This is a genomic window from Collinsella ihumii, assembly GCF_900046475.1.
Taxonomy (GTDB): Bacteria; Actinomycetota; Coriobacteriia; order Coriobacteriales; family Coriobacteriaceae; genus Collinsella; species Collinsella ihumii.
Genome location: NZ_FCOU01000011.1, coordinates 1 through 22,389 on the forward strand (window position 1 = coordinate 1; position 22,389 = coordinate 22,389).

14 protein-coding genes, 1 tRNA gene and 3 rRNA genes are annotated in these 22,389 nt (G+C 65.4%); 2 read left to right on the forward strand and 16 right to left on the reverse strand.

The genetic code is table 11. The annotated features are described in order from the left end of the window. Positions 1-65 precede the first annotated feature (65 nt). The 14 genes from rrf to recJ form a co-directional block, all read right to left on the reverse strand. Positions 66-181 (reverse strand): 5S ribosomal RNA (gene rrf, locus BN3789_RS08790). Positions 182-279: 98 nt separating this feature from the next. Next, positions 280-3,258 (reverse strand): 23S ribosomal RNA (locus tag BN3789_RS08795). Positions 3,259-3,631: 373 nt separating this feature from the next. Beyond that, positions 3,632-5,139: ribosomal RNA gene (locus BN3789_RS08800) — 16S ribosomal RNA — on the reverse strand. Together the 16S, 23S and 5S rRNA genes form the textbook arrangement of a ribosomal RNA operon. A gap of 670 nt (positions 5,140-5,809) precedes the next feature. Further along, positions 5,810-6,169 carry a 50S ribosomal protein L20 gene (gene rplT, locus BN3789_RS08805; RefSeq protein ID WP_066833112.1) on the reverse strand — a complete coding sequence of 120 codons (360 nt, stop codon included), beginning with the start codon at positions 6,167-6,169 and terminating at the stop codon, positions 5,810-5,812. A gap of 49 nt (positions 6,170-6,218) precedes the next feature. Further along, a complete protein-coding gene (rpmI, locus tag BN3789_RS08810; protein ID WP_066833114.1) occupies positions 6,219-6,416 on the reverse strand; it encodes a 50S ribosomal protein L35 in 198 nt (65 codons plus the stop codon). A 27-nt stretch (positions 6,417-6,443) separates the two neighbouring features. Beyond that, positions 6,444-7,052, reverse strand: a complete 609-nt coding sequence (gene infC, locus BN3789_RS08815) for a translation initiation factor IF-3 (RefSeq protein WP_066833116.1) — start codon at positions 7,050-7,052, stop codon at positions 6,444-6,446. Positions 7,053-7,289: 237 nt separating this feature from the next. After that, positions 7,290-7,631, reverse strand: a complete 342-nt coding sequence (locus BN3789_RS08820; RefSeq protein WP_066833206.1) for an arsenate reductase family protein — start codon at positions 7,629-7,631, stop codon at positions 7,290-7,292. Between the two features lie 303 nt (positions 7,632-7,934). Then, positions 7,935-8,021: transfer RNA gene (locus BN3789_RS08825), tRNA-Leu, on the reverse strand. 36 nt (positions 8,022-8,057) lie between these two features. Beyond that, positions 8,058-9,482: a transglutaminase-like domain-containing protein gene (locus BN3789_RS08830; protein WP_066833208.1), complete on the reverse strand. Its 1,425-nt coding sequence runs from the start codon at positions 9,480-9,482 to the stop codon at positions 8,058-8,060. Between the two features lie 169 nt (positions 9,483-9,651). Then, positions 9,652-10,518 (reverse strand): class II fructose-1,6-bisphosphate aldolase, encoded by an 867-nt coding sequence (fba, locus tag BN3789_RS08835; RefSeq protein ID WP_066833210.1) that lies wholly within the window; start codon positions 10,516-10,518, stop codon positions 9,652-9,654. A gap of 123 nt (positions 10,519-10,641) precedes the next feature. Next, a complete protein-coding gene (locus tag BN3789_RS08840; RefSeq protein ID WP_066833213.1) occupies positions 10,642-11,322 on the reverse strand; it encodes a hypothetical protein in 681 nt (226 codons plus the stop codon). Between the two features lie 259 nt (positions 11,323-11,581). Beyond that, positions 11,582-12,289 carry an MBL fold metallo-hydrolase gene (locus BN3789_RS08845; protein ID WP_066833216.1) on the reverse strand — a complete coding sequence of 236 codons (708 nt, stop codon included), beginning with the start codon at positions 12,287-12,289 and terminating at the stop codon, positions 11,582-11,584. 33 nt (positions 12,290-12,322) lie between these two features. Then, the gene (locus BN3789_RS08850; protein WP_079989226.1) at positions 12,323-14,710 is read right to left on the reverse strand and encodes a RelA/SpoT family protein; all 2,388 of its coding nucleotides are present in this window, start codon (positions 14,708-14,710) and stop codon (positions 12,323-12,325) included. Between the two features lie 13 nt (positions 14,711-14,723). Next, positions 14,724-18,035, reverse strand: coding sequence for a single-stranded-DNA-specific exonuclease RecJ (gene recJ, locus BN3789_RS08855; RefSeq protein WP_066833219.1), 3,312 nt, complete (start codon positions 18,033-18,035; stop codon positions 14,724-14,726). 330 nt (positions 18,036-18,365) lie between these two features. On the opposite strand from recJ, the gene BN3789_RS08860 reads away from it, so the two are divergent. Next, on the forward strand, positions 18,366-19,385 hold the full coding sequence (locus BN3789_RS08860) for a bile acid:sodium symporter family protein (RefSeq protein ID WP_066833222.1): 1,020 nt from the start codon (positions 18,366-18,368) through the stop codon (positions 19,383-19,385). Between the two features lie 39 nt (positions 19,386-19,424). Next, entirely contained in the window at positions 19,425-20,429 is a 1,005-nt protein-coding gene (locus BN3789_RS08865) for a bile acid:sodium symporter family protein (protein WP_066833224.1), read from the forward strand. Positions 20,430-20,799: 370 nt separating this feature from the next. Here the strand turns inward: BN3789_RS08865 and BN3789_RS08870 are convergent, their stop codons facing one another. Together BN3789_RS08870 and BN3789_RS08875 are read right to left on the reverse strand one after the other, a co-directional pair. Then, on the reverse strand, positions 20,800-21,609 hold the full coding sequence (locus tag BN3789_RS08870; protein ID WP_066833227.1) for an HAD hydrolase family protein: 810 nt from the start codon (positions 21,607-21,609) through the stop codon (positions 20,800-20,802). A 112-nt stretch (positions 21,610-21,721) separates the two neighbouring features. Beyond that, entirely contained in the window at positions 21,722-22,342 is a 621-nt protein-coding gene (locus BN3789_RS08875) for a recombinase family protein (RefSeq protein WP_066833230.1), read from the reverse strand. Positions 22,343-22,389 lie beyond the last annotated feature (47 nt).

Below are 22,389 nucleotides of genomic sequence, written 5' to 3' on the forward strand. Positions count from 1 at the left end.
AATAAGGGGAGGGCCCCGTCGGAAAATCCCGACGGGCCCTCCCCTGCGACGAAGCGCCGTCCACCGGTCAGCGGCGCCCTGCTCTCCCACTGGGCTTCCTCGCAGTATCGTCGGCGCTGGCCGGCTTAGCTTCCGGGTTCGGAATGGGACCGGGCGTGCCCCGGCCGCCAGGACCGCTGACCGGTGGGCGGCGCTCCGCCCCGGGGGCGCCCGCGTGCCCCTGAGGGCCGCACAGCGAGTCTCGGGAGCGTCCGCGGTCCGATGCGGTCGGAGTGATGTGTTGAGAAGAGCTCGGGCGATTAGTACCCCTCGGCTGAGCGCGTCGCCGCGCTTGCACCTGGGGCCTATCAACCAGGTGGTCTACCTGGGCCCTTACCGAAAGGAGAACTGATCTCGGGAACGGCTTCCCGCTTAGATGCCTTCAGCGGCTTATCCGCGGCGAGACGCCGGTCGATCATGCCGTCGGTCGACAACCGGTTCACCGGAGGTCCGTCCACCCCGGTCCTCTCGTACTAGGGGCAGCCTCCCTCGATTCTCCTGCGCCCACGGAGGATAGGGACCGAACTGTCTCACGACGTTCTGAACCCAGCTCGCGTACCGCTTTAAACGGCGAACAGCCGTACCCTTGGGACCTGCTCCAGCCCCAGGATGCGATGAGCCGACATCGAGGTGCCAAACCTTGCCGTCGATGTGGACTCTTGGGCAAGATCAGCCTGTTATCCCCGGAGTACCTTTTATCCGTTGAGCGACGGCCCACCCACTCGGGGCCGCCGGATCACTAGAGCCTGCTTTCGCACCTGCTCGACTCGTGGGTCTCGCAGTCAAGCCCGCTTGCGCTCTTGCACTCAAAAGGACGGTTGCCGACCGTCCCGAGCGGACCTTCGCGCGCCTCCGTTACCCTTTAGGAGGCGACCGCCCCAGTCAAACTACCCACCTGGCACGGTCCCCGGGCCGGGTCACGGCCCCGGGTTAGGACGCCGGGCGCGCGGGGGCGGTATTCCAAGGTCGGCTCCGCCGGGGCTGGCGCCCCGGCATCTCAGCCTCCCGCCTATCCTCTACGCGCGCGTCCAGCGGCCAATGCCAAGCTGCAGTGAAGGTTCACGGGGTCTTTCCGTCCTTCCGCGGGTAGGTCGCATCTTCACGACCAGTGCAATTTCACCGGGTCCATGGTCGAGACAGCGCCCAAGTCGTTGCGCCTTTCGTGCAGGTCGGAACTTACCCGACAAGGAATTTCGCTACCTTAGGACCGTTATAGTTACGGCCGCCGTTTACCGGGGCTTGGCTTCGCCGCCTCGCTTGCGCTAACGGCTCCGCGTGACCTTCCGGCACCGGGCAGGCGTCAGACCCTATACGTCGCCTTGCGGCTTCTGCAGAGTCCTGTGTTTTTGGTAAACAGTCGCTTGGGCCTCTTCACTGCGGCCGGCCTCCGCTCCGGGGGCGAAGCCCCTTCACGTACGCGCCGGCACCCCTTCTCCCTAGGTTACGGGGCCATTGTGCCGAGTTCCTTGACCATGGTTGACCCGATCGCCTCGGTATGTTCTACCCACCCACCTGTGTCGGTTTGCGGTACGGGCGGAGGGGCCCCTGCCTAGGGGTTTTTCTGGGGACCTCGGGCTCACTCGCTTCGCTTGAGTCGCTTCGTCCGGAGCCTCGCCCTCGCGCGGGACGGATTTCCCTGTCCCGCGGGCCGCGCTCCATCACGGGGGCGTCCAGAACCCCGCCGAGCCACCCCGATCCGTCGCCCCGTCGGTCGTGACGGTTCCCCTCCGGTGCAGGAATGTCTGCCTGCTGCGCTTCGGCTACGCCTGCCGGCCTCGCCTTAGCCCCCGACTGACCCTGGGGGGATTAGCCTCGCCCAGGAAACCTCGGGTTTACGGCGGACGAGTTACTCTCTCGTCTCTCGCTACTCATGCCAGCATTCTCGCTCGCGCGCGGTCCACGGCCCGGTTCCCCGGCCGCTTCGCCCCGCGCGCGACGCCCCCCTACCGATGAACTTAGGTTCATCCCGCCGCTTCGGTACCGCGCTTAGCCCCGTGTATTGTCGGCGCGCGCCCACTCGACCAGTGAGCTGTTACGCACTCTTTGAAGGGGTGGCTGCTTCTAAGCCAACCTCCTGGTTGTCTGCGCGAGCGCACATCCTTTGCCACTCGGCGCGGATTTGGGGACCTTGGCGGGCGGTCTGGGCTGTTTCCCTCTCGAGCACACAGCTTAGCCCACATGCTCTGACTGCCGGGATCTGGGCCTGCGGCATTCGGAGTTCGGTTCGAGTCGGTAGGCGGCGAAGCCCCCTCATCGATCCGGTGCTCTACCTCCGCAGGCGAACTCCCGACGCTAGCCCTAAAGCTATTTCGGGGGGAACGAGATATCTCCGGGTTTGATAGGCCTTTCACCCCTATCCCCAGGTCATCGGGGCACTTTTCAACGTACTGCCGTTCGGCCCTCCACGGGGTCTTACCCCCGCTTCAGCCTGCCCAGGGATAGCTCACCCGGCTTCGCGTCCGCGGCACGCGACTGGAACGCCCTGTTCGGACTCGCTTTCGCTACGGCTCGCTTCCCAGCTTAACCTCGCCGCGTGCCAGCGACTCGCTGGCTCATTCTACAAAAGGCACGCCGTCACCCCGCGAGGGGGCTCCGACTGCTCGTGGGCGCGCGGTTTCAGGTACTGTTTCACTCCCCTCCCGGGGTGCTTTTCACCTTTCCCTCGCGGTACTCGTGCGCTATCGGTCACAGGAGAGTGTTCAGGCTTGGATGGTGGTCCACCCAGGTTCGGACCGGGTTTCACGTGCCCGGCCCTACTCAGGCGCCGCGTCCGCGCCCGACCCGAGGGTACGCCTACGGGGCTGTAACCCTGTGCCGCCGGCCGTCCCATGCCGTTCGGCTCCCCTGGATCGGTGCGCGCCGGGGGCGGCAGCCCCCGGGCGTCGCGGCCCTACAACCCCGGCGGCGCGAACGCTGCCGCGCGCATGCGCCCGCCGGTTTGGCCATGGCCCCCTTCCGCTCGCCGCTACTCGGGGGATCTCGCAGTTGATTTCTCCTCCTCCGGGTACTTAGATGTTTCAGTTCCCCGGGTTGTCCTCCCGGGGGCTATGGATTCGCCCCCGGGATGCCGGAACTCCTTCCGGCGGTGTTCGCCCATGTGCCCGCGAGGGCCGCGGGGCGAAGGGTGTGTGCCCCTAACCGCGGATTATCGCAGCTTGCCGCGTCCTTCATCGGCTTCCTGTGCCAAGGCATCCGCCGCGCGCCCGTGATATCTTCTCGTTGCCGTCTGATATCCGCGCCCCGGGGGCGTCCCCCGGGGCGGCGCGAACATACCGGCCGGGGCGGTATCCGCCCCGGCGACCAGATGCTCATTGCTACTACCCATATATAAGGATCGTTTCGATCAATCCGTGTACATGTCGCAGAATCGATATCCGTTCTTCACTCTGTCAATATCGCTATCGAATCGTATTTCGCTCTCGCCGGACGCCGTGTCGGCGTCCGGGCTCGCTATGCGGCTCTCAAGGTACGCGGGGCGACCCCGGGGACCGGACGCTGCGGGGAAACCGGGGAAGGCCGAGCGGGCACACCTGGCCGTAGCAATTGTGAGATATTCACTTCGTCTCTTCCCATGGAAGCTGTCTCTCCCTAGAAAGGAGGTGATCCAGCCGCACGTTCCCGTACGGCTACCTTGTTACGACTTCACCCCCCTCACCCTCCACACCTTCGACGCCTCCCCCCCTTGCGGGTTGGGCCGGCGGCTTCGGGTGCAGACGACTCGGGTGGTGTGACGGGCGGTGTGTACAAGGCCCGGGAACGCATTCACCGCGGCATGCTGATCCGCGATTACTAGCAACTCCGACTTCATGGGGGCGGGTTGCAGCCCCCAATCCGAACTGGGGCCGGCTTTCAGGGATCCGCTCCCGCTCGCGCGGTCGCATCCCGCTGTACCGGCCATTGTAGCACGTGTGCAGCCCAGGGCATAAGGGGCATGATGACTTGACGTCGTCCCCGCCCTCCTCCGGCTTGACGCCGGCGGTCCCGCATGGGTGCCCGGCACTACCCGATGGCAACATGCGGCGGGGGTTGCGCTCGTTGCGGGACTTAACCCAACATCTCACGACACGAGCTGACGACAGCCATGCACCACCTGTGTCGGCTCCTTCCGGCCACGGGGTCTCCCCCGCTTCACCGACATGTCAAGCCCTGGTAAGGTTCTTCGCGTTGCTTCGAATTAAGCCACATGCTCCGCTGCTTGTGCGGGCCCCCGTCAATTCCTTTGAGTTTTAGCCTTGCGGCCGTACTCCCCAGGCGGGACGCTTAATGCGTTGGCTGCGGCACGGGGGGATCGTCCCCCCACACCTAGCGTCCATCGTTTACGGCTGGGACTACCAGGGTATCTAATCCTGTTCGCTCCCCCAGCTTTCGCGCCTCAGCGTCGGTCTCGGCCCAGAGGGCCGCCTTCGCCACCGGTGTTCCACCCGATATCTGCGCATTCCACCGCTACACCGGGTGTTCCGCCCTCCCCTACCGGACCCAAGCCGCGCGGTTCGGGGGGCGGCCCGGGGTTGAGCCCCGGGATTTGACCCCCCGCCTGCGCGGCCGCCTACGCGCGCTTTACGCCCAATGAATCCGGATAACGCTCGCCCCCTACGTATTACCGCGGCTGCTGGCACGTAGTTAGCCGGGGCTTCTTCTGCAGGTACAGTCTCGTCTCGTCCCTGCTGAAAGCGGTTTACGACCCGAAGGCCTCCGTCCCGCACGCGGCGTCGCTGCGTCAGGGTTGCCCCCATTGCGCAAGATTCCCCACTGCTGCCTCCCGTAGGAGTCTGGGCCGTGTCTCAGTCCCAATCTGGCCGGTCGGTCTCTCAACCCGGCTACCCGTTGTCGGCACGGTGGGCCGTCACCCCGCCGTCTACCTGATGGGCCGCGGAGCCATCCCCCTCCACCGGAGTTTTGCCCGCGCCGGGATGCCCTGGCGCGGGGTCATCCGGTGTTCCCCGCCGTCTCACTCTTCTATCCCCGGGAGGGGGGCGGGTTCTCCACGTGTTACTCAGCCGTTCGCCACTCGCTTCCTTCCGGAGAAGGGTGCCGTTCGACTTGCATGTGTTAGGCGCGCCGCCAGCGTTCATCCTGAGCCAGGATCGAACTCTCCGTCCAATTCAAAGGCCCGCGCGAGGCGGGCCGATCAGGCCGGGGTGCCCGTCCGGCCGGCATGACGCCGATCGGATCCATCTCGTATGCGTTCGCATCTTCTGGAGTTAAAAGGAACTTCGCGGGGCCTGGCGTCAAGCCAGACCTCACTCGTCACTTGGTTCTTCTGGTACACGATCGCACCGGGATCGGTGCTCGTCTTCCCTAAAGTTCCTCGCAGTATCCGGTTCTCAAGGTGCCCGCCTGCGCGGCCCCGCCGCGCGGCAAGGAGTTAATTTAGCCGAATCGACTTGAGGCGTCAAGGAGTAACTCCATCTCCATATCCGCTCCACAACCCCGAGGCCGCTGCATCGCCGCTTTCGCGTGCGTCGCTCGCCCGGGTCGTGCGCTTCGGCGGGTTCATATATTAGGCATTTGTCCTGAATCCGCAAGGCCCAATCCTGAAAACATCCCGGACCCTTGGGCACGGGCCGCGCCCCGACCGTGTATCCCCTGCTTAAACCACCCGTTTATGCGCAGGGCCGCCCATGTGCGGCTGTGGAGGGAATGTGGAGCGGGGCCGGAAAGGAGATTCGGCCCTCCCCACAACCCCTGAGGAGCATGTCCGCGCTCATAAAAAACGGGACCCTATCCAGGATCCCGTTCATATGCCTCGATATATGTCGCTGGCGAGAGATTAGGCCTCGAGCGCCTTCTTGGCGATGGCGGCGAGCTCGTTGAAGGACTCGATGTCCTCGTAGGCCATCTGAGCCAGAACCTTGCGGTCGAGCTCGATGCCGGCGAGCTTCAGGCCGTGCATGAACTTGGAGTAGGAAAGGTCGTTCATGCGGGCAGCGGCGTTGATGCGGGTGATCCAGAGGCTGCGGATCTCACGCTTCTTGGCGCGACGGTCGCGGTACTGGTACTGCAGGGAGTGCTGGACCTGCTCTTTAGCATGCTTGTACGTACGCGAAGCGGCACCGTAGTAACCCTTCGCGCGGCTCATTACGGTACGGCGCTTCTTCTTGGCGTTCACAGCGCGCTTGACACGTGCCATATCTGATCAACTCCTAGTCGGTCTTAGTTGGTATAGAAGGAAAAACGGCTTAGCGGCCAGCGAGACGAGCGTTGACGAGCTTCTTGTCGGCAGCGTCGATCTCGGTCTCCTGGCGGAAATTGCGCTTACGCTTCGTCGTCTTCTTGGTGAGGATGTGGCTCTTGAACGCCTTAGCGCGCATAAGCTTGCCCGTACCGGTGCGGCGGAAACGCTTCTTGGTGCCGCTGTGGGACTTCATCTTAGGCATGAACTTCTCCTTAATCGGTTCCTACTACTATTTCTTGGTTGCAGCCTCGTCGCCCTCGACGTTGTCGAAAGCGCCCTTGATCGGGGCGAGGAGCATAAGCATGTTACGGCCCTCAAGCTTGGGGGCGGATTCGACCGTTGCGTACGGCTTCAGGTCGGCTGCCAGGCGCTCGAGGACATTCAGGCCCTGCTCGGGATGCGCCATCTCGCGACCGCGGAACATGATCGTGATCTTGACGCGCGCGCCCTTCTTGAGGAAGCGCAGAACGTGGCCCTTCTTGGTCTCGTAGTCGCCCACGTCGATCTTGGGTCGGAACTTCATTTCCTTGACTTCGACCCTCGACTGGTTCTTACGAGCCTGCTTGGCCTTCATGGCCTGCTGGTACTTGTACTTGCCATAATCCATGACCCTGCACACCGGGGGCTCCGCGTTGGGCGCGATCTCTACCAGGTCAAGACCCTGTTCGTCGGCAACGCGCTGAGCGTCGCGGATGCCGAAAAGGCCCAGCTGCGAACCATCGACGCCAATCAGACGGCACGTGGTCGCGGTGATCTCCCCATTGATGCGGGTGGCATCAGACTTAGCTATTGTCCCAACCTCCTTCGTTGCTGACACATGAAAATACCCGGTTGCCATGCAGACAGCAGCCGGGTACACCAAACGAAGAACAGGCAGCATTGTGCCCAAGATCTTATGTTGTGTGACCAGACAGCAGCCATGCAGGCGCCGAAAGGTGGGGGCGATTGCCCCGCTTTCGAAAACACACTGGAATCAGTGCGTTGGTTATACTAACACAACATGCATCGCTCGGCCGCGCTTCACGCTTTCACCACGAGTGGGAGCCCCGGGAGCCCGAACGATGTCATGCATCCCCTACTCCCAGCCCTTCCAGACATCGGGTTGATACCCGACCGTTGCCTTGCGGCCGTTGCGCACGATGGGCTCGCGCAGCACCTGCTGGTTCTCGAGGAGCTTGTCGAACTTCTGGCTTTCAGCGAGGTAGGTGATGAGCGAGACGGTATCTTGGTCTTTGGCCTTGGGGTCGATCACCTCATCGAGACCGCCGACTGCCTGGACGACGCTTTGCAGCTCGCCCTTGCTCATCTCCTTTTCCTTCAGGTCGATGAACTGGAACTTGATACGACGCTCCTTGAAGTAGCGCTGCGCCTTCTTGGTGTCGAAGCTCTTCTTGGTTCCGAAGATCTGGATGTTCATGGATCGCGTGCCTTTCGTCGCAGGGAGCTTCAATCATACCGGAAGACTCGAACTGCGGCCTGCGCACAGGAAGACCCCGTCGCCGGGGCCCTGGTTGCTCACTATGGCGCCGGGAAGAGAGCCGTCCGACCTCATCGAGCGCGACGCGGTCGTCTACTGGATCGAGAAGATGCTGAAGGAGAAAAACATAGCGGCCCTCGCGAGGTCCTTCGCTTCGCGCATCACGCTCACGAAAGACGGGCTCGTAAGAGCCGCTTTCAATGCAAACTACCAGGTCGGAAACGGTGTTTGCTTCGTTTCATCTGGTGCCCGAGGCGAGACTCGAACTCGCACGATGTCGCCATCGGTGGATTTTGAGTCCACTGCGTCTGCCAATTCCGCCACTCGGGCACAGCACGCGGACTAGTGTAGCATACGCGGCGGCGGTTATGCCTCGCGCATTTCAATCAGCTCGATGCCGCGGCGCATCTCGTTCTCGTCGCATCCGCGCCCATCGACGCTCGCTTCGCCCATCTGGTTGTCGAAGGGATCCCAGCGGACGCCGTCGCACGCCGGCTCGAGCTCCGCCTGGAACTGCGTGTTCGCCACCATGCGCCACGGATCGAGGTTGCCGAAGTAATGCAGGCGCCTGGCCTCGTCGCCCTCTCGACGCGCCGAGGACCCGAACGAGCAGTCGGCCCACAGCCAGCCGTACTCTTCGGTATAAAACATCGCCCAGTCATGCGGCCCCACATGGTCGGGCGCAACGTACAGGCCCGACTGCCAACGCGCGGGGATGCCGGCGATGCGGCACATCGTGATGAACGTGAGCGCCATCACGCCGCAATCGCCGCGCAGGGATTTCGCGCAGGTGTCGGCGATGCAATCGAGCTGGGCGTACGAGGGCTGGTAGCGGTAGTCGACGTTCTTGGTGATGTAATCGTAGACGGCGCGCGCCCGGTCGATGGGCCGCTCGATGCCTGCGACCACACGCTGGGTCAGCGTGACGAGATAGGGCGTGAACACGATATGGGGAGCGAGCTCGCACAGATCGGCATCGGTCACGGTATCGTCCGACACCACATGCTTCTCCGGAGCGGGCGCCAATGTGTCCACATACGGCGCGCGAATGCGGTAGGTGTACGTCGCCTCGAAGTCGTGATGCTCGCGCGAGCCCCAAAACGCCGTGCGGGAGGGCGCTCCCTCCTTCGCCACCAGCACGCCGGGGGTCCAATCGGTCACCTCGATATCGGACTGCTGGGGGCATGCGGTGGGAACCGGCAGCCAGGCGCGCAGCATCTCGCCCGGCTGAGCACCCGGAACGGAGATCGACGCCTTGAGCGTGATGACGCGCTCGGCGCCCCCGCGCTCATGCATGCCCTCGAGCATGGCGGAGCGGGCGGCGGTATCCACGGGATCCGCCGGCTTGAGACCAGGGACCTCCTTGGGATAGACGCGCAGCGAGTCGATGAAATTCTCGAGGAAGCGCTGCTCCCCATCGATATAGCGCCAATCGATGCGCCTGCGCGCGATCAGGCCGTCAAGCTGGCCCTCGGTGAACTCCGGCCACTCCCTGCGGATCGCCTCGAGCGCCGCGGCACGGGTCACGCAGAACTGCTGCGCGAGGCGTCCCATGCGATGCCGTTCGACGCGAAGGCAGGCCGCCATCTCCGACGTCGGGCTCTGCGCGAGCAACGCGTCGCAGGCCTCGATCGCCTGGGTGAGATGGCCCGCCGCCTTGAGCCGCTCGACCTCGGGCGGAAGCCCTATCACCAGATACGGATAATCCGCGTTGGAAACCTCATCCATGCAGCCCACGGGCCCCGACGTCACGAGCTTCCCCTCTTCTGGCCATACCGTTTGAACAGCCATGTTCTCCCCCTTATGCATGTGCGCCCCCGGCGCACGTATTCCTGACCGCCCCATTGTACGCAACGGATCTGAGCAACAACGACCCCGTCCCAAAAAGCGCCAAGAGACGAGAAAGGCCCGTCGGAAAATCCCGACGGGCCAAGATGCGAGCTCAACGAACAGGCGGAATCTACGCCTTGTTGACGGAACCGAACTCCTCCATGAGCTCCTTGGTGCGCGCGACGATCGCGTCGCGACCGGGCTTGAGGAGCTTGCGGGGGTCGTAGCCCTTGCCCTGCTGGTCCTTGCCGGCCTCGATGTACTCGCGCGTAGCGGCGGCAAAGACGAGCTGCAGGTCGGTGTTGACGTTGATCTTGGAAACGCCCATGGAGATGGCCTTCTGGATCTGGTCGACGGGGATGCCGGTGCCGCCGTGAAGGACGAGCGGCAGGTCGCCGACCTTCTCCTTGATCTCGGCCAGACGGTCGAAGGACAGGCCCGCCCAGTCGGCAGGATAGACGCCGTGGATGTTGCCGATGCCGCAGGCGAGGAAGTCGACGCCCAGGTCGGCGATCTGCTTGCACTCGTCAGGATCGGCGAGCTCGCCGTTGGAGGCCACGCCGTCCTCGACGCCGCCGATGCCGCCGACCTCGGCCTCGATGGAAATGCCCTTGGAGTGGGCGAGCTCGACGAGCTCCTTGGTGCGGTCGAGGTTGATCTGGAAGGTCTCCTCATGGGAGCCGTCGTACATGATGGAGGTGAAGCCCGCCTCGATGCACTTGAAGCAGTCCTCATAGGAACCGTGATCGAGGTGCAGGGCGACCGGGACGGTGATGCCCAGGGCCTCGACGGCGGCCTTGACCATGTCGGCGCAGACCTTGTAGCCGCCCATCCACTTGGCGGCGCCGCCGGTGCACTGCATGATCAGCGGGGACTTGGCCTCCTCGGCGGCGGCCAGGATGGAAAGCGTCCACTCCAGGTTGTTGGTGTTGAAGGCGCCGAGCGCGTAGTGGCCGGCCTCGGCCTTCTTGAGCATGTCTGCTGCATTGACGAGCATGTAAAACCTCCCTGTAGGTTTGCTCTGGTACTTCGATTGATTTTACCACTGTCCAAACTGGCCAGATATCGCAATTGAAGAACCAAGGACCGGATAACACCTACCATGTTGCGACCCGCCCCGTCAAGCGGCGACCTCTTTGGCCCGCATGCTCTCGTGGTACCTGCCCTCCACACCGATCACGTCGCGCACGAGGCGCATGTAGAAGCCGGCGAACTCCGCTTCGGGCTTGCGCAGGTAGTCCTCCGGATGCATCTCCCCCGGGCCGTCGGACTGGTACGCCGACGGGCTTGAGCGGTCGTAGAGGTACACCTGCCCGACCGCCTGCCACGCGCCGTCCACGCATGCGATCCGCACGCCGATCGACCCGTCGACCCAATGCTCCACCTCGCAGATATGGGGGTCGTACACGTCGTAGCGCCTGTCGGTCCGCACGTCCACAAGGACCACCATGCCCGTCTCGCGGTCCTTGTCCTTGATGGCGAAGCGCGAGAACAGCTGTGTCTCGTCGATCTGGCGCAGCACGTCGGCAGCGCCCGCGGGCGCGTCCGAGGGAGGCTCGTCGGCGAGCATCTGCAGCGGCGTCCTCCCCCGGCGCAGCGGACGCTCGAACAGGACCCATTCGGTGAAGCACATGTTGAGGTAGACGACGTCGCCCTCCGTCAGGCAATCCTGATAGCAGACGGCCGGATCGACGAACTCCATGAACTCCTCGTTGGCCTCGTTCAGAAACGTCCATTTCCGCTTGACCCACCACTCCGCAGCAAACTGAACGGCATCTTTGACATCTTGATAATTTCCCATGATTCGTTCCTTTCGCTTTGGATTAATTGGGTATCCAAAGCTTACGTGCCTGACGATGGAACGAACCGAGACTGGGATAATTAGGGATGTGGACGCTGACGCATCTCGCATGCATCCTTGCGCGCATCCGACCCGCATCCGACAAGGACCCTACAAGCGCGGGTCAGACGATGAGGCCCGGCATCTCGCAACCGAGATGCCGGGCCCCGCCTCATGGAACCTATCGAATCTGCACGCAGGCACAAAATGCCGGCGGCGGTCAGTAGCCCATGCTGAGGGCGCGCCGGACGAAGACGTTGTTCTCGAGCTCGGCGGACACGGTCGTGTTGTCGTTGTGGCCGACCAGGCAGAGCGTGTCGGGCGGCAGCAGGCGGAACATGTGCGCCAGCGAGTGCATGATGGTGGTCTCGTCGCCGCCGGGAAGGTCGGTGCGCCCGTGGCTGCCCGGGAACAGCGTGTCGCCGCAGAAGGCCACGTTGCCGGTCTCGGTCGCGGCGAACAGCACGATGCCGCCGGGCGTGTGCCCCGGGGTGGCGATGACCTGGAGGCGCACATCGCCGAACGCGACCACGTCCCCCTCGGCGAGCAGGCGATCGGGCTCCGGGGGCTGATCGGTCGCGATCCCCCACATCTCGCGCAGGGAGGCGGGATGCGTGGCGGCCGTCTCGACATCGTCCGCCGAGATCATGAAGGGGATCTTCTCGCCCAGGACCCGACGCAGCCCCGCCAAGCCCCCGGTATGGTCGGCATGGCCGTGCGTGCAGACGAACGCCACCGGGCGCACGTCGGGATGGCGCGCCGTGAAACGGCGCGCGAGCTCCTCGCCCTCCCACGCGGGATCGATGATCACCGCTTCGTCGCCGGAGATGACGAAGTACGTATTGGTCTGGATGGGACCGTTCACGACGCGCTCGACGGCAAGCGAGCCGTGCGGCGCCATATCGAGCTCGAACGGCGTGGTATCCATGGAAATCCTTTCTGATGGGACGACGCGGCGGCGCTACCCGCGGCGGCGCATGGTGATGTTGCCCTCGCCGGGCATGAGGCGGCGCACGTCGTAGACGCTTTCGACGGCGGAGATGGCGGAGAACAGCGGCTCCAGTCCGCTCGCGTCGGAAATCTCGACGAGGAAGCGCAGCGTCGCGATGCCCTCGCGGTCGGTGGCGGTCGCCGCCGACAGGATGTTGCCGCCCGAATCTCCGATGGCGATCGTCACGTCCTTGAGCAGCCCCATGCGGTCGAGGCACTCGACCACGATCTCGACCTGGAACAGGGCGTCGGCGTCGTTATCCCACGCCACGTCGATCATGCGCTCGGGATGCTCCATGAGGCCCTTGACGTTCGGGCAGTTGGCACGGTGCACCGACACGCCGCGACCGCGCGTGATGAAGCCCACGATGTCGTCGCCCGCCACCGGGTTGCAGCAGTGCGCCAGGCGCACGAGCAGGTCGTCGCCGTGCTCGCCCTTGACCACGACGCCGCTTTTGGACTTGCCGGCGCGGGGCTTGCGGTTGGAGCCGCGCGGGGGCTGCTTCACGGTCTCGGCGATGGCCTCGGCCTTGCTGACGGGCGCCTCGGGCTTGGGGTCCAAGATCTGCTCGACCTTGTTGCCCACCATGCGCACGGCGAGCTTGCCCGCGCCGATGGCGGCGAATATGTCCTCGGGGCGCTTGTAGTTGAGCTGCTCGGCGACCGTGTTGAGCGCGCGCGTCGTGCGCTGCGTGGAGATGCCGTAGCCGCGCTTCCGCAGGTCCTTCGCGAGCATGTCGCGGCCGGCCGCCGCGTCCTCGTCCTTGGTGACCGTCGCGAAGTAGCGGCGGATCTTGGACTTCGCAGACGGCGTGCGCACGATGTTGAACCAGTCGCGCGAGGGCTTGGCCGCCTTGTTCGTCATGATCTCCACGCGGTCGCCCGTCGTCAGCTTGTGCGATAGCGGCGCCACCACGCCGTTCACCTTGGCGCCGACGCAGTGGTTGCCGACCTCGGTGTGGACGGCGTAGGCGAAGTCGAGCGGCGTCGACCCGGCGCGCAGGCTCATGACCTCGCCCTTGGGCGTGAACACGAAGATCTCCTGGTCGTACAGGTCGGTCTTCAGCGTGTGCAGAAACTCCTTGGGGTCCTCGATTTCGTCGGAGGCGACCCAGTCGAGCGAATGGCGCAGCTGGTTGATCTGGTCGTCGAGGCGCTGCGCCTCGGAGGTCTTGGATGCCGACGAGCCGCCCGAGCGCTTGTACAGCCAGTGCGCGGCGATGCCGTACTCGGCCTGCTCGTGCATCTCGTAGGTGCGGATCTGGATCTCGAGCGGGCGCGCGGTGGGACCGATGACCGTCGTGTGCAGCGACTGGTAGTTGTTCAGCTTGGGCATGGCGATGTAGTCCTTGAAGCGCCCGGGCATGGGATGCCACAGGGTGTGCACGGCGCCCAGAGCCGAATAGCAATCGCCCACCGAGCCGGTGATGACGCGAAGCGCGACGAGGTCGTAGATCTCGGAGAACTCCTTGCCCTTGCGCTTCATCTTCTGGTAGATGGACCAGTAGTGCTTGGAGCGGCCGTTGATCTGGTAGCCGGTGAGGCCCACGCGCTTGAGCTCGTCATCGAGCGTCTTGATGGTGTCGGCCAGGAAGCGCTCGCGCACCTCGCGGGACTCGGCCACCATGCGCGCGATGCGCTGGTAGGCCTCGGGTTCCAGATAGAAGAACGACAGGTCCTCGAGCTCCCATTTGATGGAGGAGATGCCCAGGCGGTCGGCGAGCGGCGCGTAGACGTCCATGGTCTCGCGCGCCTTGAACAGGCGGCGGTCTTCGCGCAGGGCCGCCAGCGTGCGCATGTTGTGCAGGCGGTCGGCGAGCTTGACGATCACGACGCGGATGTCGTGGCTCATGGCCAGAAACATCTTGCGCAGGTTCAGGGCCTGCTTCTCGTCCATGGTGTCGACGTCGATGTTCGTGAGCTTGGTCACGCCGTCGACGAGCTCGGAGACCGTGTCGCCGAAGATGCCGGCCACGTCGGTGAGCGACGTCTCAGTGTCCTCGACCGTGTCGTGCAGCAGCGCCGCGCACACCACGTCGCAATCCATCTTGAGCTCCGCCAGGATGATGGCGACCTCGACGGGATGGTTGATGTACATCTCACCGCTGCGGCGCCGCTGCTTGGCGTGCTTCTCGGCCGCAAAGCAGTACGCGCGCTCGGCCTTGGCGCAATCCGCCTCGCTCATGTACTTGCGGCAGAGCTCAGCCAGACGGTCGTAGTTGTCCGCCATGATCTCGTAGGGCAGGTCGTCCGCATGGGTGTAGTGCACAAGTGCGGAGTTGGGCTGCAGCGAGCCCCGCTGGTTGGTGTGCTCGACCGGGCGCGCGCCCGTTGCCGTCTTGTTCGCAGAGGCGTCCATGGCGAATCCCCTCTTACATGGTTCGAGGCGTGATGGGTTTGTTCACTCGGTCAAGCATATCAGATGCAGGCGCGCTCAGCGCCCAACTCCTGAACGCGGCGAACTCCATGCGGGCATGGAGCCCCTCGAGGTAGCGGATCGAGCAGGTGAGGTCGACGCGCCCGGGATGCTCGGTCATCTGGATGCGCCGCCGCTCGTCGGCACCCGTCACGCGGGCGAAGCCGAGCTCCTCGAACACCGCGAGCCCGCACGACACCATCCGCTCCTCGACGGGGCGGCGGGCATCGATGGCGAGGCACATCTGGGCGATATCCAGATCGGACGCCTGGAAGCTGTCCTCGCCGGTGCGCGAGCGGTTCGCGCGCCACATGGTCTGCAGGGCGCGGTACAGCGTCACGAGCTCCTCGCGCTCGGGCGCCGCCGAGTCGAGCAGGCGCTCGTTGATGCGCGCGTCGCGCGTGGAATAGAGCAGGTGGATGCGCGCCGGCTTGCCGTCCCTGCCCGCACGGCCGCTCATCTGATTGAACTCGATCGACCCGAACGGCATGTGGTAGAGCACCACATGGCGGATGTCGGGGAGGTTGACGCCCTCGCCGAACGCGGAGGTCGACACGATGCAGGACAGCGCGCCGCTGCGGAACGCGTCCTCCACCCGCCTGCGGTCCTCGCGCGGAAGGCCGGCGTTGTAGAACGCGATCGAGGCGGCGAGCTCGGGGACGCGGCGGCGCAGCATCCGGGCAAGCGACATGGACTGCTCGCGCGAGTTGACGTACACCACGCACTTCTCGCCGGTCGCGACGATGGACACCAGCCGGTTCTCGCGGCTCGACAGGTCGCGCTCGTCCTCGAGCTCGAGGTTCTCGCGCACCGTGTCGTCCACGATGACCCGGTCGATGGGGATGAGACGGCGGATCTCGTCGCACACGCGGTCGTCTGCCGTCGCCGTCGCGGCGAGCACGGTGGGGCCGCCCATGCCCTTGAGGACTTCCGGGATGTCGAGATACGCGCTGCGCTCTCCCCCGCGGGCGAGCCCCGCGTGGTGCGCCTCGTCGATCACCACGAACCCGATGCCCGCGGCCTCGGCGAAGCGGCGGCCGTTGACAACCAGGAACTCCGGCGTCGTGAGGATGACGTCCACTTCGCGGCGCGCCAGGCGCGCGAAGGCGCGATCGCGCGCGGGACCCAAGGTCTCCCCCGTGAGCACGACGACCCTGAGCCCCAGGTCGGCCAAGGCCGAGATGAGGTGGAACGACTGGTCGGCGACGAGCGCGCGCAAGGGGTACACCAGCACGCTCGAGCGTCGGCGGGCCAGGGCCTCGCGGGCGGCGTGCACGTGGAAGATGAGCGATTTGCCGCGGCCCGTGCCCATCACGGCGAGCACGTTCTCGCCCGCCGCGAGGGCGTCGAGGGCCTCGACCTGCGCCCGATGCGGGCGCGCCGTCCCGATGAACGCATGGATGAGCGTGCGCGTGAGCTCGTCGTAGGAAAGCTGGGACAGGATGGAGCGCCGGTCGAGAGCCAAGACGGGGTCCGCCTCGCGGGGCGCCGCGTGCACGCGGCACGCCTCCTCGAGCCGCCGCTCCGTCTCCTCGTGCTCCGACGCGTCGGGGCTGTCGCACGAATGGCACAAGATGTCCTTCACCATGAGCTTGGGCTTGACGCGCCCCTGCCAGTGCTCGGCGACCGCCTCGAAGACCAGGTCGACCACCGAGTCGCAGCAGACGCGCTCGGCGATGTCGGGCACGCGGAACATGATGGCGGGCACGCTCGAGACGCCATCGGTCGCCGTAAAGCGCATGTGCTCTCCCCCGCGGCCGACCTGGGCGCGATCGCACATGGTCACGCCCGTGGCGGCGAGCAGAGGGACCTTGTTGCCCTGGCCGAACGGCTCGAGCCGGCCGATCTGCTCGATGGTGTCGATGTCGAGCTCGGACAGCGAGACCGTCGCGGCGACCTCGTGCTTGTCCTCGAAATCCTCCGCGGGGAGCCGGCCGAGCACGTCGGACAGGCGGGCGCGCAGATCGTCCAGACGGTCCGCCTCGACGGTGACGCCCACCGCGCCCGCATGGCCGCCGAACCGGATGAGCAGGTCGGAGCACTGCTCGACGGCGTCGAACAGGTTGACCGACCCCACCGAGCGCCCGGAGCCGCGCGCGACGCCGTCCGCGATGGAGAACAGCAGGACCGGCACGTGGTAGCGGTTGGTGATGCGGCTCGCCACGATGCCCTTGACGCCCTCGTGCCAGCCCTCCCCGCCCACGACGATCACGCGGCCGCCGTCATAGGTGCGCTCGACGAGCGCCATCGCCTCGTCGGTGAGCTTCGCCTCGATGTCGCGGCGCTCCTGGTTGATCTGCTCGAGCTCGGCGGCAAGGCGGCCGGCCTCGACGGCGTCGGTCGCGAGGAGCAAATCGAGCGCCAGCGTCGGGTCGGCCATGCGCCCCGCCGAGTTCAGGCGCGGGATGAGCGAGAACGACAGGGCGTCGGCCGTGATGGTCGCCAGGTCGGTACGCGAGATCCCGGCGAGCGCCAGGTAGCCGGGGCGCGAGGTGGCGCGCATGTGGGCGATGCCGTCGGCGACGAGCGCGCGGTTCTCGGGCGTGAGCGGCATCATGTCGGACACGGTGCCCAGAGCCGCAATCTCGGTATAGGAGCGCCACAGATCGGGCATGCCACGGCGCGCGCCGAGCACCTGCACGAGCTTGAGCGCCACGCCGGCGCCGGCGAGCTCGCGGCTCGGGCTTTCGGCGGCGAGCTTGGGGTCGGCCACCGGGATGCCGCGCGGGACGAGATCCGAGGGCTCGTGGTGGTCGGTCACGGCGATGTCGATCCCGAGCGCCGTGAGCTGCTCGACCTCCTCACGGGCGGCGATGCCGTTGTCGACCGTCACGATCAGCGAGGGGCGGCACTTCTCCGCCACGCGGGCGAGCGCGGCCGACGTGAGGCCGTAGCCCTCCTCGAACCGATGCGGGATGAACGGGTGGACCGTAGCGCCCATGGTGCGCAGGGCCTCGGTGAGAAGGCAGGTCGACGTGATGCCGTCGACGTCGAAATCGCCGAAGACCGCGATGGACTCGCGCTCGTCGAGCGCGCGCTCGATGCGGTCCGCGACCTCGGCCATGCCGGGGATGATGGCGGGGTCGGCCCAGTCGCGCTCAAGCGACGGGGTCAAGAACAGCCGACCCTCCTCGGGCGTGCGGATCCCGCGCGCGACCATGATGCGCGCGACGAGCGGCGCCACGCCGAGCTCATGGGAGAGTTTCTGCTCCAGGTCGGGATCGTTTTGGGCCACCGTCCAGCGGCGCGATGTCTTAAGCGATGCCATGGTTCACCGCCGATGGCTGAAGCGGCATGAACATGCCGCGCGACGAAAGCATGCTGTGCATGGGAACACGTCCTTGGAATATGGCCCGCTGCGGCAGGCCGTGCTGTTGAACGCCTTCCATTATACGCATGGCGCGGACAGCTGCGCCGCGCCTCCGGCCGGCGGTGCCTTTTGGGGCGGGGTCGTGCCCACGCCGGTCAAGCGGAGGCAAGAAAACGAACAGTTGAAAAATGTTCGCTGAGACAACACGGGGACGGCGCGTTCGCGGCAGCGGTGCGGTAGCATGACTCTTGCTGCCTTTTTTCGTTCATATGGAAAGGTCATCCGTCCATGGCAAACCGCTATCAGCAGCTGGGGTCGTTTCTCCAGAGCCACATGACGATCTGCGTGCCCGCATGCGTCGCCGTCGGCGTGCTGCTGCCGCAGGTCTTCGGCCCGGTTTCGGCCGTGGGCCCCCTCATGTTCGCCATCATGACGTTCCAGGGCTCGCTCAACAACACGTTTCTCCAGCTCATGCAGGTGTTTCGCCATCCTTTGCACCTGCTGATCATCCTCGGCGTCATCATGGTCCTCATGCCGGCGCTCGCCTTTGCGTGCGCGTCGGCGCTGTTCGCCGGCAACCCGGACCTCATCACCGGTATCGTGCTGGAATACAGCGTCCCCATCGGCGTGGTCAGCTTCATGTGGGTCGGCATGTACCGCGGCAACACCTCGCTCGCGCTGGCGGCGATCCTCGTCTCGACGGTCGTCTCGCCGCTCACCATCCCCGCCACGCTCTCGATCCTGCTCGGCGCCACCGTGCACATCGATGCGCTGGGCATGGTCGTGGACATGATCTTCATGATCGCCGTGCCCGCGATCGCCGGCATGGCCGTCAACGAGCTCACCCGCGGCTGGGGCCATGAGAGGCTCTCGCCCGCCATCAGCCCGGCGTGCCGCGTGCTCATGCTGCTCAACATCACGGCAAACTCCACCAAGATGAGCGCCTACGTGCTCGATATGAATCTGCAGCGCATCGAAGCCGCCTTGTTCGTGCTGGTATTCGCCACGTCCGGGTTCATGATCGGGCTCGCCATCGCCCGCCTGCTGCACGGATCGCAGGACCTGCTCGTCACCATGAGCTTTGACTGCGGGCTGCGCAACATCTCCTCCGGCGCGACGCTGGCGGCGCAGTATTTTCCCGGCGAGGCGGTCTTCCCCATCATGTGCGGCACGATCTTCCAGCAAGTTCTCGCGGCCACGTTCGGACGCACCATCGAACGCATCTGCAGCGAGGACACCGCCGAGCGCGACCGCAAGATCGGGATCGCCAAGGCGCTCGTGAGCAGGCACCGGCAGCAGCGTCGATAATCGAGAGCACGAACCCTACGAGAAAGGCGGATGGACCCAATGGAACAGTGGAAGCAGATGGGCGCGTTCATCGGCAGGCACATGGCATACTTCGTCCCGCTCTGCGTGATCGCTGGCGTCATGTTCCCCAGCGTGTTCGGGCCGCTGAAGGCCATCGTGCCGTTCATTTTCGCCGTGATGACGTTCCAGGGAGCGCTCAACAACACCTTCAAGCAGCTTGTTGCCGTATTTCGCCATCCCTTGCGCCTGCTGGTCATCCTCGCGGTTGCCGAGATCTTCATGCCGTGTCTGGCCTACCTGCTCGGCTCGCTGCTGTTCGGCGACAACGTGAACCTGCTGACCGGCGTCGTTTTGGAGTACAGCGTGCCGATCGCGGTCATCAGCTTCATGTGGGTCGGCATCTACGACGGCGACGGCCCGCTGTGCCTGGCATCCATCCTGGTATCCACCGTCATCTCGCCCGTCACGATCCCGGCCACCCTGTCGATCCTGCTCGGCGCCTCCATCCATATCGACGCGATGAGCATGGTCAGCGACATGGTGGTCATGATCGCCCTGCCCGCGCTCGCCGGCATGCTCGTCAACGAGTTCACGCGCGGCTGGGGCCACGAGAAGCTCTCGCCGGTGCTCAGCCCGGCAAGCCGGCTCATCACCATCGTGCTCATCACGGCCAACTCGACGTCTATGAGCGAGTACATGCTGAACATGAATTGGCAGCGCCTCGAGGTCGCCCTGTTTATCCTCGTTTTTGCCACGAGCGGCTTTTTCTGGGGCCTGCTCGCCGCTCGCATCCTGCACGGCTCCCAGCCGCTGCTCGCCACCATGAGCTTCACCTGCGGTCTGCGAAACATCTCGTCCGGAGCGGTGATCGCCGCGCAGTACTTCCCGGGCGAGACCGTGTTCCCGGTCATGTGCGGTACGCTGTTCCAGCAGATCCTCGCCGCCACGTTCGGCCACATCATCGAACGGCTGTGCGCGGAGGACACCGACGAGCGCGAACGCAAGGTGTCGATCGCCCAGCGCATCCTCAAGCGCAGGCGCTGAGGACGCGCCGTCGCCGACCCGAGACAAGGTCGGCGGCGCCGTCCTGCCCTCTATTGAGCCGGAGGGCCCCGGACGGCACCCTCTCCTGGGGAAAGTGGCTAGAAATTTCTGTTTTGCTGTTGCGGTGCCGCGCAATCGGGCCCAAAGACCGTCGTCGGCGCCGCCTCTCCCCTCGCCAGGGCCGTATCTGAGGCATTTGAGGTCATGCCGGGTGCATCATGAGCGGCCAATACAGATATACCGGTCAAAACGAACACCCTTATCCGAGCCGGCTGACAGCAGAATAGAAATTTTAAGCCACTTTTCCGGAGTGAAGATGCGGCCGGAGCGGCGCGAAGATCGCGGGTGCCCGCTCCGATACCGCAGGACATCAGATCAGGTCGAAGTGCTCCAGTGCACGGGCCAGCCCGTCGTCATCGATGTCGCCGCACACGTAGTCGGCGGCGGCGCAGGCGGCGGGATCGCCGTTGCCCATGGCGACGCCCGTCGCGACGAAGCGCAGCATGTCGGCATCGTTCTCGCCGTCCCCGAAGGCCATGGTCTCCTCGCGCGCGATGCTGTACAGGTCGAGCAGGGCCCTCATGCCCGCGACCTTGCCGCCCCGGGCGGGAACGATGTCGTACGCGCCGCGATGCCAGCGGGTCGCCTTGCAGCCGGGCAGACGGCGCATCAGGTCGTCCTCGCGCAGGGAGTCCTCGTAGACGATGGCCTTGAGCACCTTATGGCCCGGCAGCGGCACGTCGACGGGCGGCACGGGCGTGGACACCTCTTCCTCCACCCTGCGGACATGGTCGTTGATGAAATTGGCGTACATCCGGGTCGACTCGTAGAACAGGATGGGACGGCGCCGGGCGGAAAACTCCTCGAGCAGCACGTCCAGGTCACGTCCCCCGATGGGATCGGAGAAGACCACGTTGCCCCGGGCGTCTCGGGCCTCCTGGCCTCCGACCAGCACGTATCCGTCGAAGTCGAGTCCGTCGAGAGGAAGGAAACCGAATTCCGGCAGCGAGCGCCCCGTCGCCACGAAGACCTTGCACCCGCGGCGGTGCAGCTCTGCCAGAGCCGCCACGGTACTCGGCGGAACGCGCCCGGCGCGATGGGAGACGAGCGTCCCGTCGACGTCGAAGAACACGGCGCGGGGCGCCGGGGCCAGCTGGCACCGCTGTTCGTAATCGGTCATGAGACGGCCCTCCTGCCTGCTCGATCCTGTCGCTGCGCAGATTATAGCGTGCGCGCCGGGAACGTGCGCCGCCGTTCGCCTCGCCCCCTTGGCGGACATCCCGCGAACCGCGTCACGCCGTCGCCGGCCGAGGCGCGCGGTCGTCTTTGATCCAGCGGTCGAACGTGCTCACGCACACGCCGAGCTGCCCCGCGGCGGCCTGGCGCGTCGTCTCCCCGCGCAGATACGACGCCTTGACCGCCGTGTACGACGCGGGCCTCGCCTTCCTCGGCCTGCCGAATTTCACGCCGCGCGCATGCGCCGCGGCGATGCCTTCCGCCTGCCGTTGCCGGATGTTCTCGCGCTCCACCTGCGCCACGTAGGAGAGCAGCTGAAGCACGATGTCGGCGATCAGCATGCCCGTCACGCCATCGTGCTCGCGGCGCGTATCCAGAAGCGGCATGTCCAGCACCACGATGGCCGTGCCCTTCACGCGCGTGATGATGCGCCATTCGTCGAGAATCTCCTCGTAGTTGCGCCCCAAGCGGTCGATGCTCTTGATCACCAGCACGTCGCCGGGCTCCAGCGCGTCGAGCAACCTGCGGTAGGCCGGCCGCGCGAAATCCTTTCCGCTCGCCTTGTCCGCAAACACCCTCTCCTCCTCGACCCCAAACGCGCTCAGCGCGTCCATCTGCCGATCGAGGTTCTGCTCGCGCGTAGAGACGCGCGCGTATCCGTACACCCTGTCTGCCATGGTTCTTCCTTCCTTACGCGGTACACGAACAGGGGCGGTTGCTCGGC

Excerpts from the sequence above, each read along its gene's own strand:
- fba (WP_066833210.1), bottom strand. The coding sequence starts at position 10,518 with ATGCTCGTCAATGCAGCAGACATGCTCAAGAAGGCCGAGGCCGGCCAC.
- BN3789_RS08860 (WP_066833222.1), top strand. The coding sequence starts at position 18,366 with ATGGCAAACCGCTATCAGCAGCTGGGGTCGTTTCTCCAGAGCCACATG.
- BN3789_RS08830 (WP_066833208.1), bottom strand. The coding sequence starts at position 9,482 with ATGGCTGTTCAAACGGTATGGCCAGAAGAGGGGAAGCTCGTGACGTCG.
- BN3789_RS08820 (WP_066833206.1), bottom strand. The coding sequence starts at position 7,631 with ATGAACATCCAGATCTTCGGAACCAAGAAGAGCTTCGACACCAAGAAG.
- rpmI (WP_066833114.1), bottom strand. The coding sequence starts at position 6,416 with ATGCCTAAGATGAAGTCCCACAGCGGCACCAAGAAGCGTTTCCGCCGC.
- infC (WP_066833116.1), bottom strand. The coding sequence starts at position 7,052 with ATGGCAACCGGGTATTTTCATGTGTCAGCAACGAAGGAGGTTGGGACA.
- rplT (WP_066833112.1), bottom strand. The coding sequence starts at position 6,169 with ATGGCACGTGTCAAGCGCGCTGTGAACGCCAAGAAGAAGCGCCGTACC.
- BN3789_RS08850 (WP_079989226.1), bottom strand. The coding sequence starts at position 14,710 with ATGGACGCCTCTGCGAACAAGACGGCAACGGGCGCGCGCCCGGTCGAG.
- recJ (WP_066833219.1), bottom strand. The coding sequence starts at position 18,035 with ATGGCATCGCTTAAGACATCGCGCCGCTGGACGGTGGCCCAAAACGAT.
- BN3789_RS08875 (WP_066833230.1), bottom strand. The coding sequence starts at position 22,342 with ATGGCAGACAGGGTGTACGGATACGCGCGCGTCTCTACGCGCGAGCAG.
- BN3789_RS08865 (WP_066833224.1), top strand. The coding sequence starts at position 19,425 with ATGGAACAGTGGAAGCAGATGGGCGCGTTCATCGGCAGGCACATGGCA.
- BN3789_RS08840 (WP_066833213.1), bottom strand. The coding sequence starts at position 11,322 with ATGGGAAATTATCAAGATGTCAAAGATGCCGTTCAGTTTGCTGCGGAG.
- BN3789_RS08845 (WP_066833216.1), bottom strand. The coding sequence starts at position 12,289 with ATGGATACCACGCCGTTCGAGCTCGATATGGCGCCGCACGGCTCGCTT.
- BN3789_RS08870 (WP_066833227.1), bottom strand. The coding sequence starts at position 21,609 with ATGACCGATTACGAACAGCGGTGCCAGCTGGCCCCGGCGCCCCGCGCC.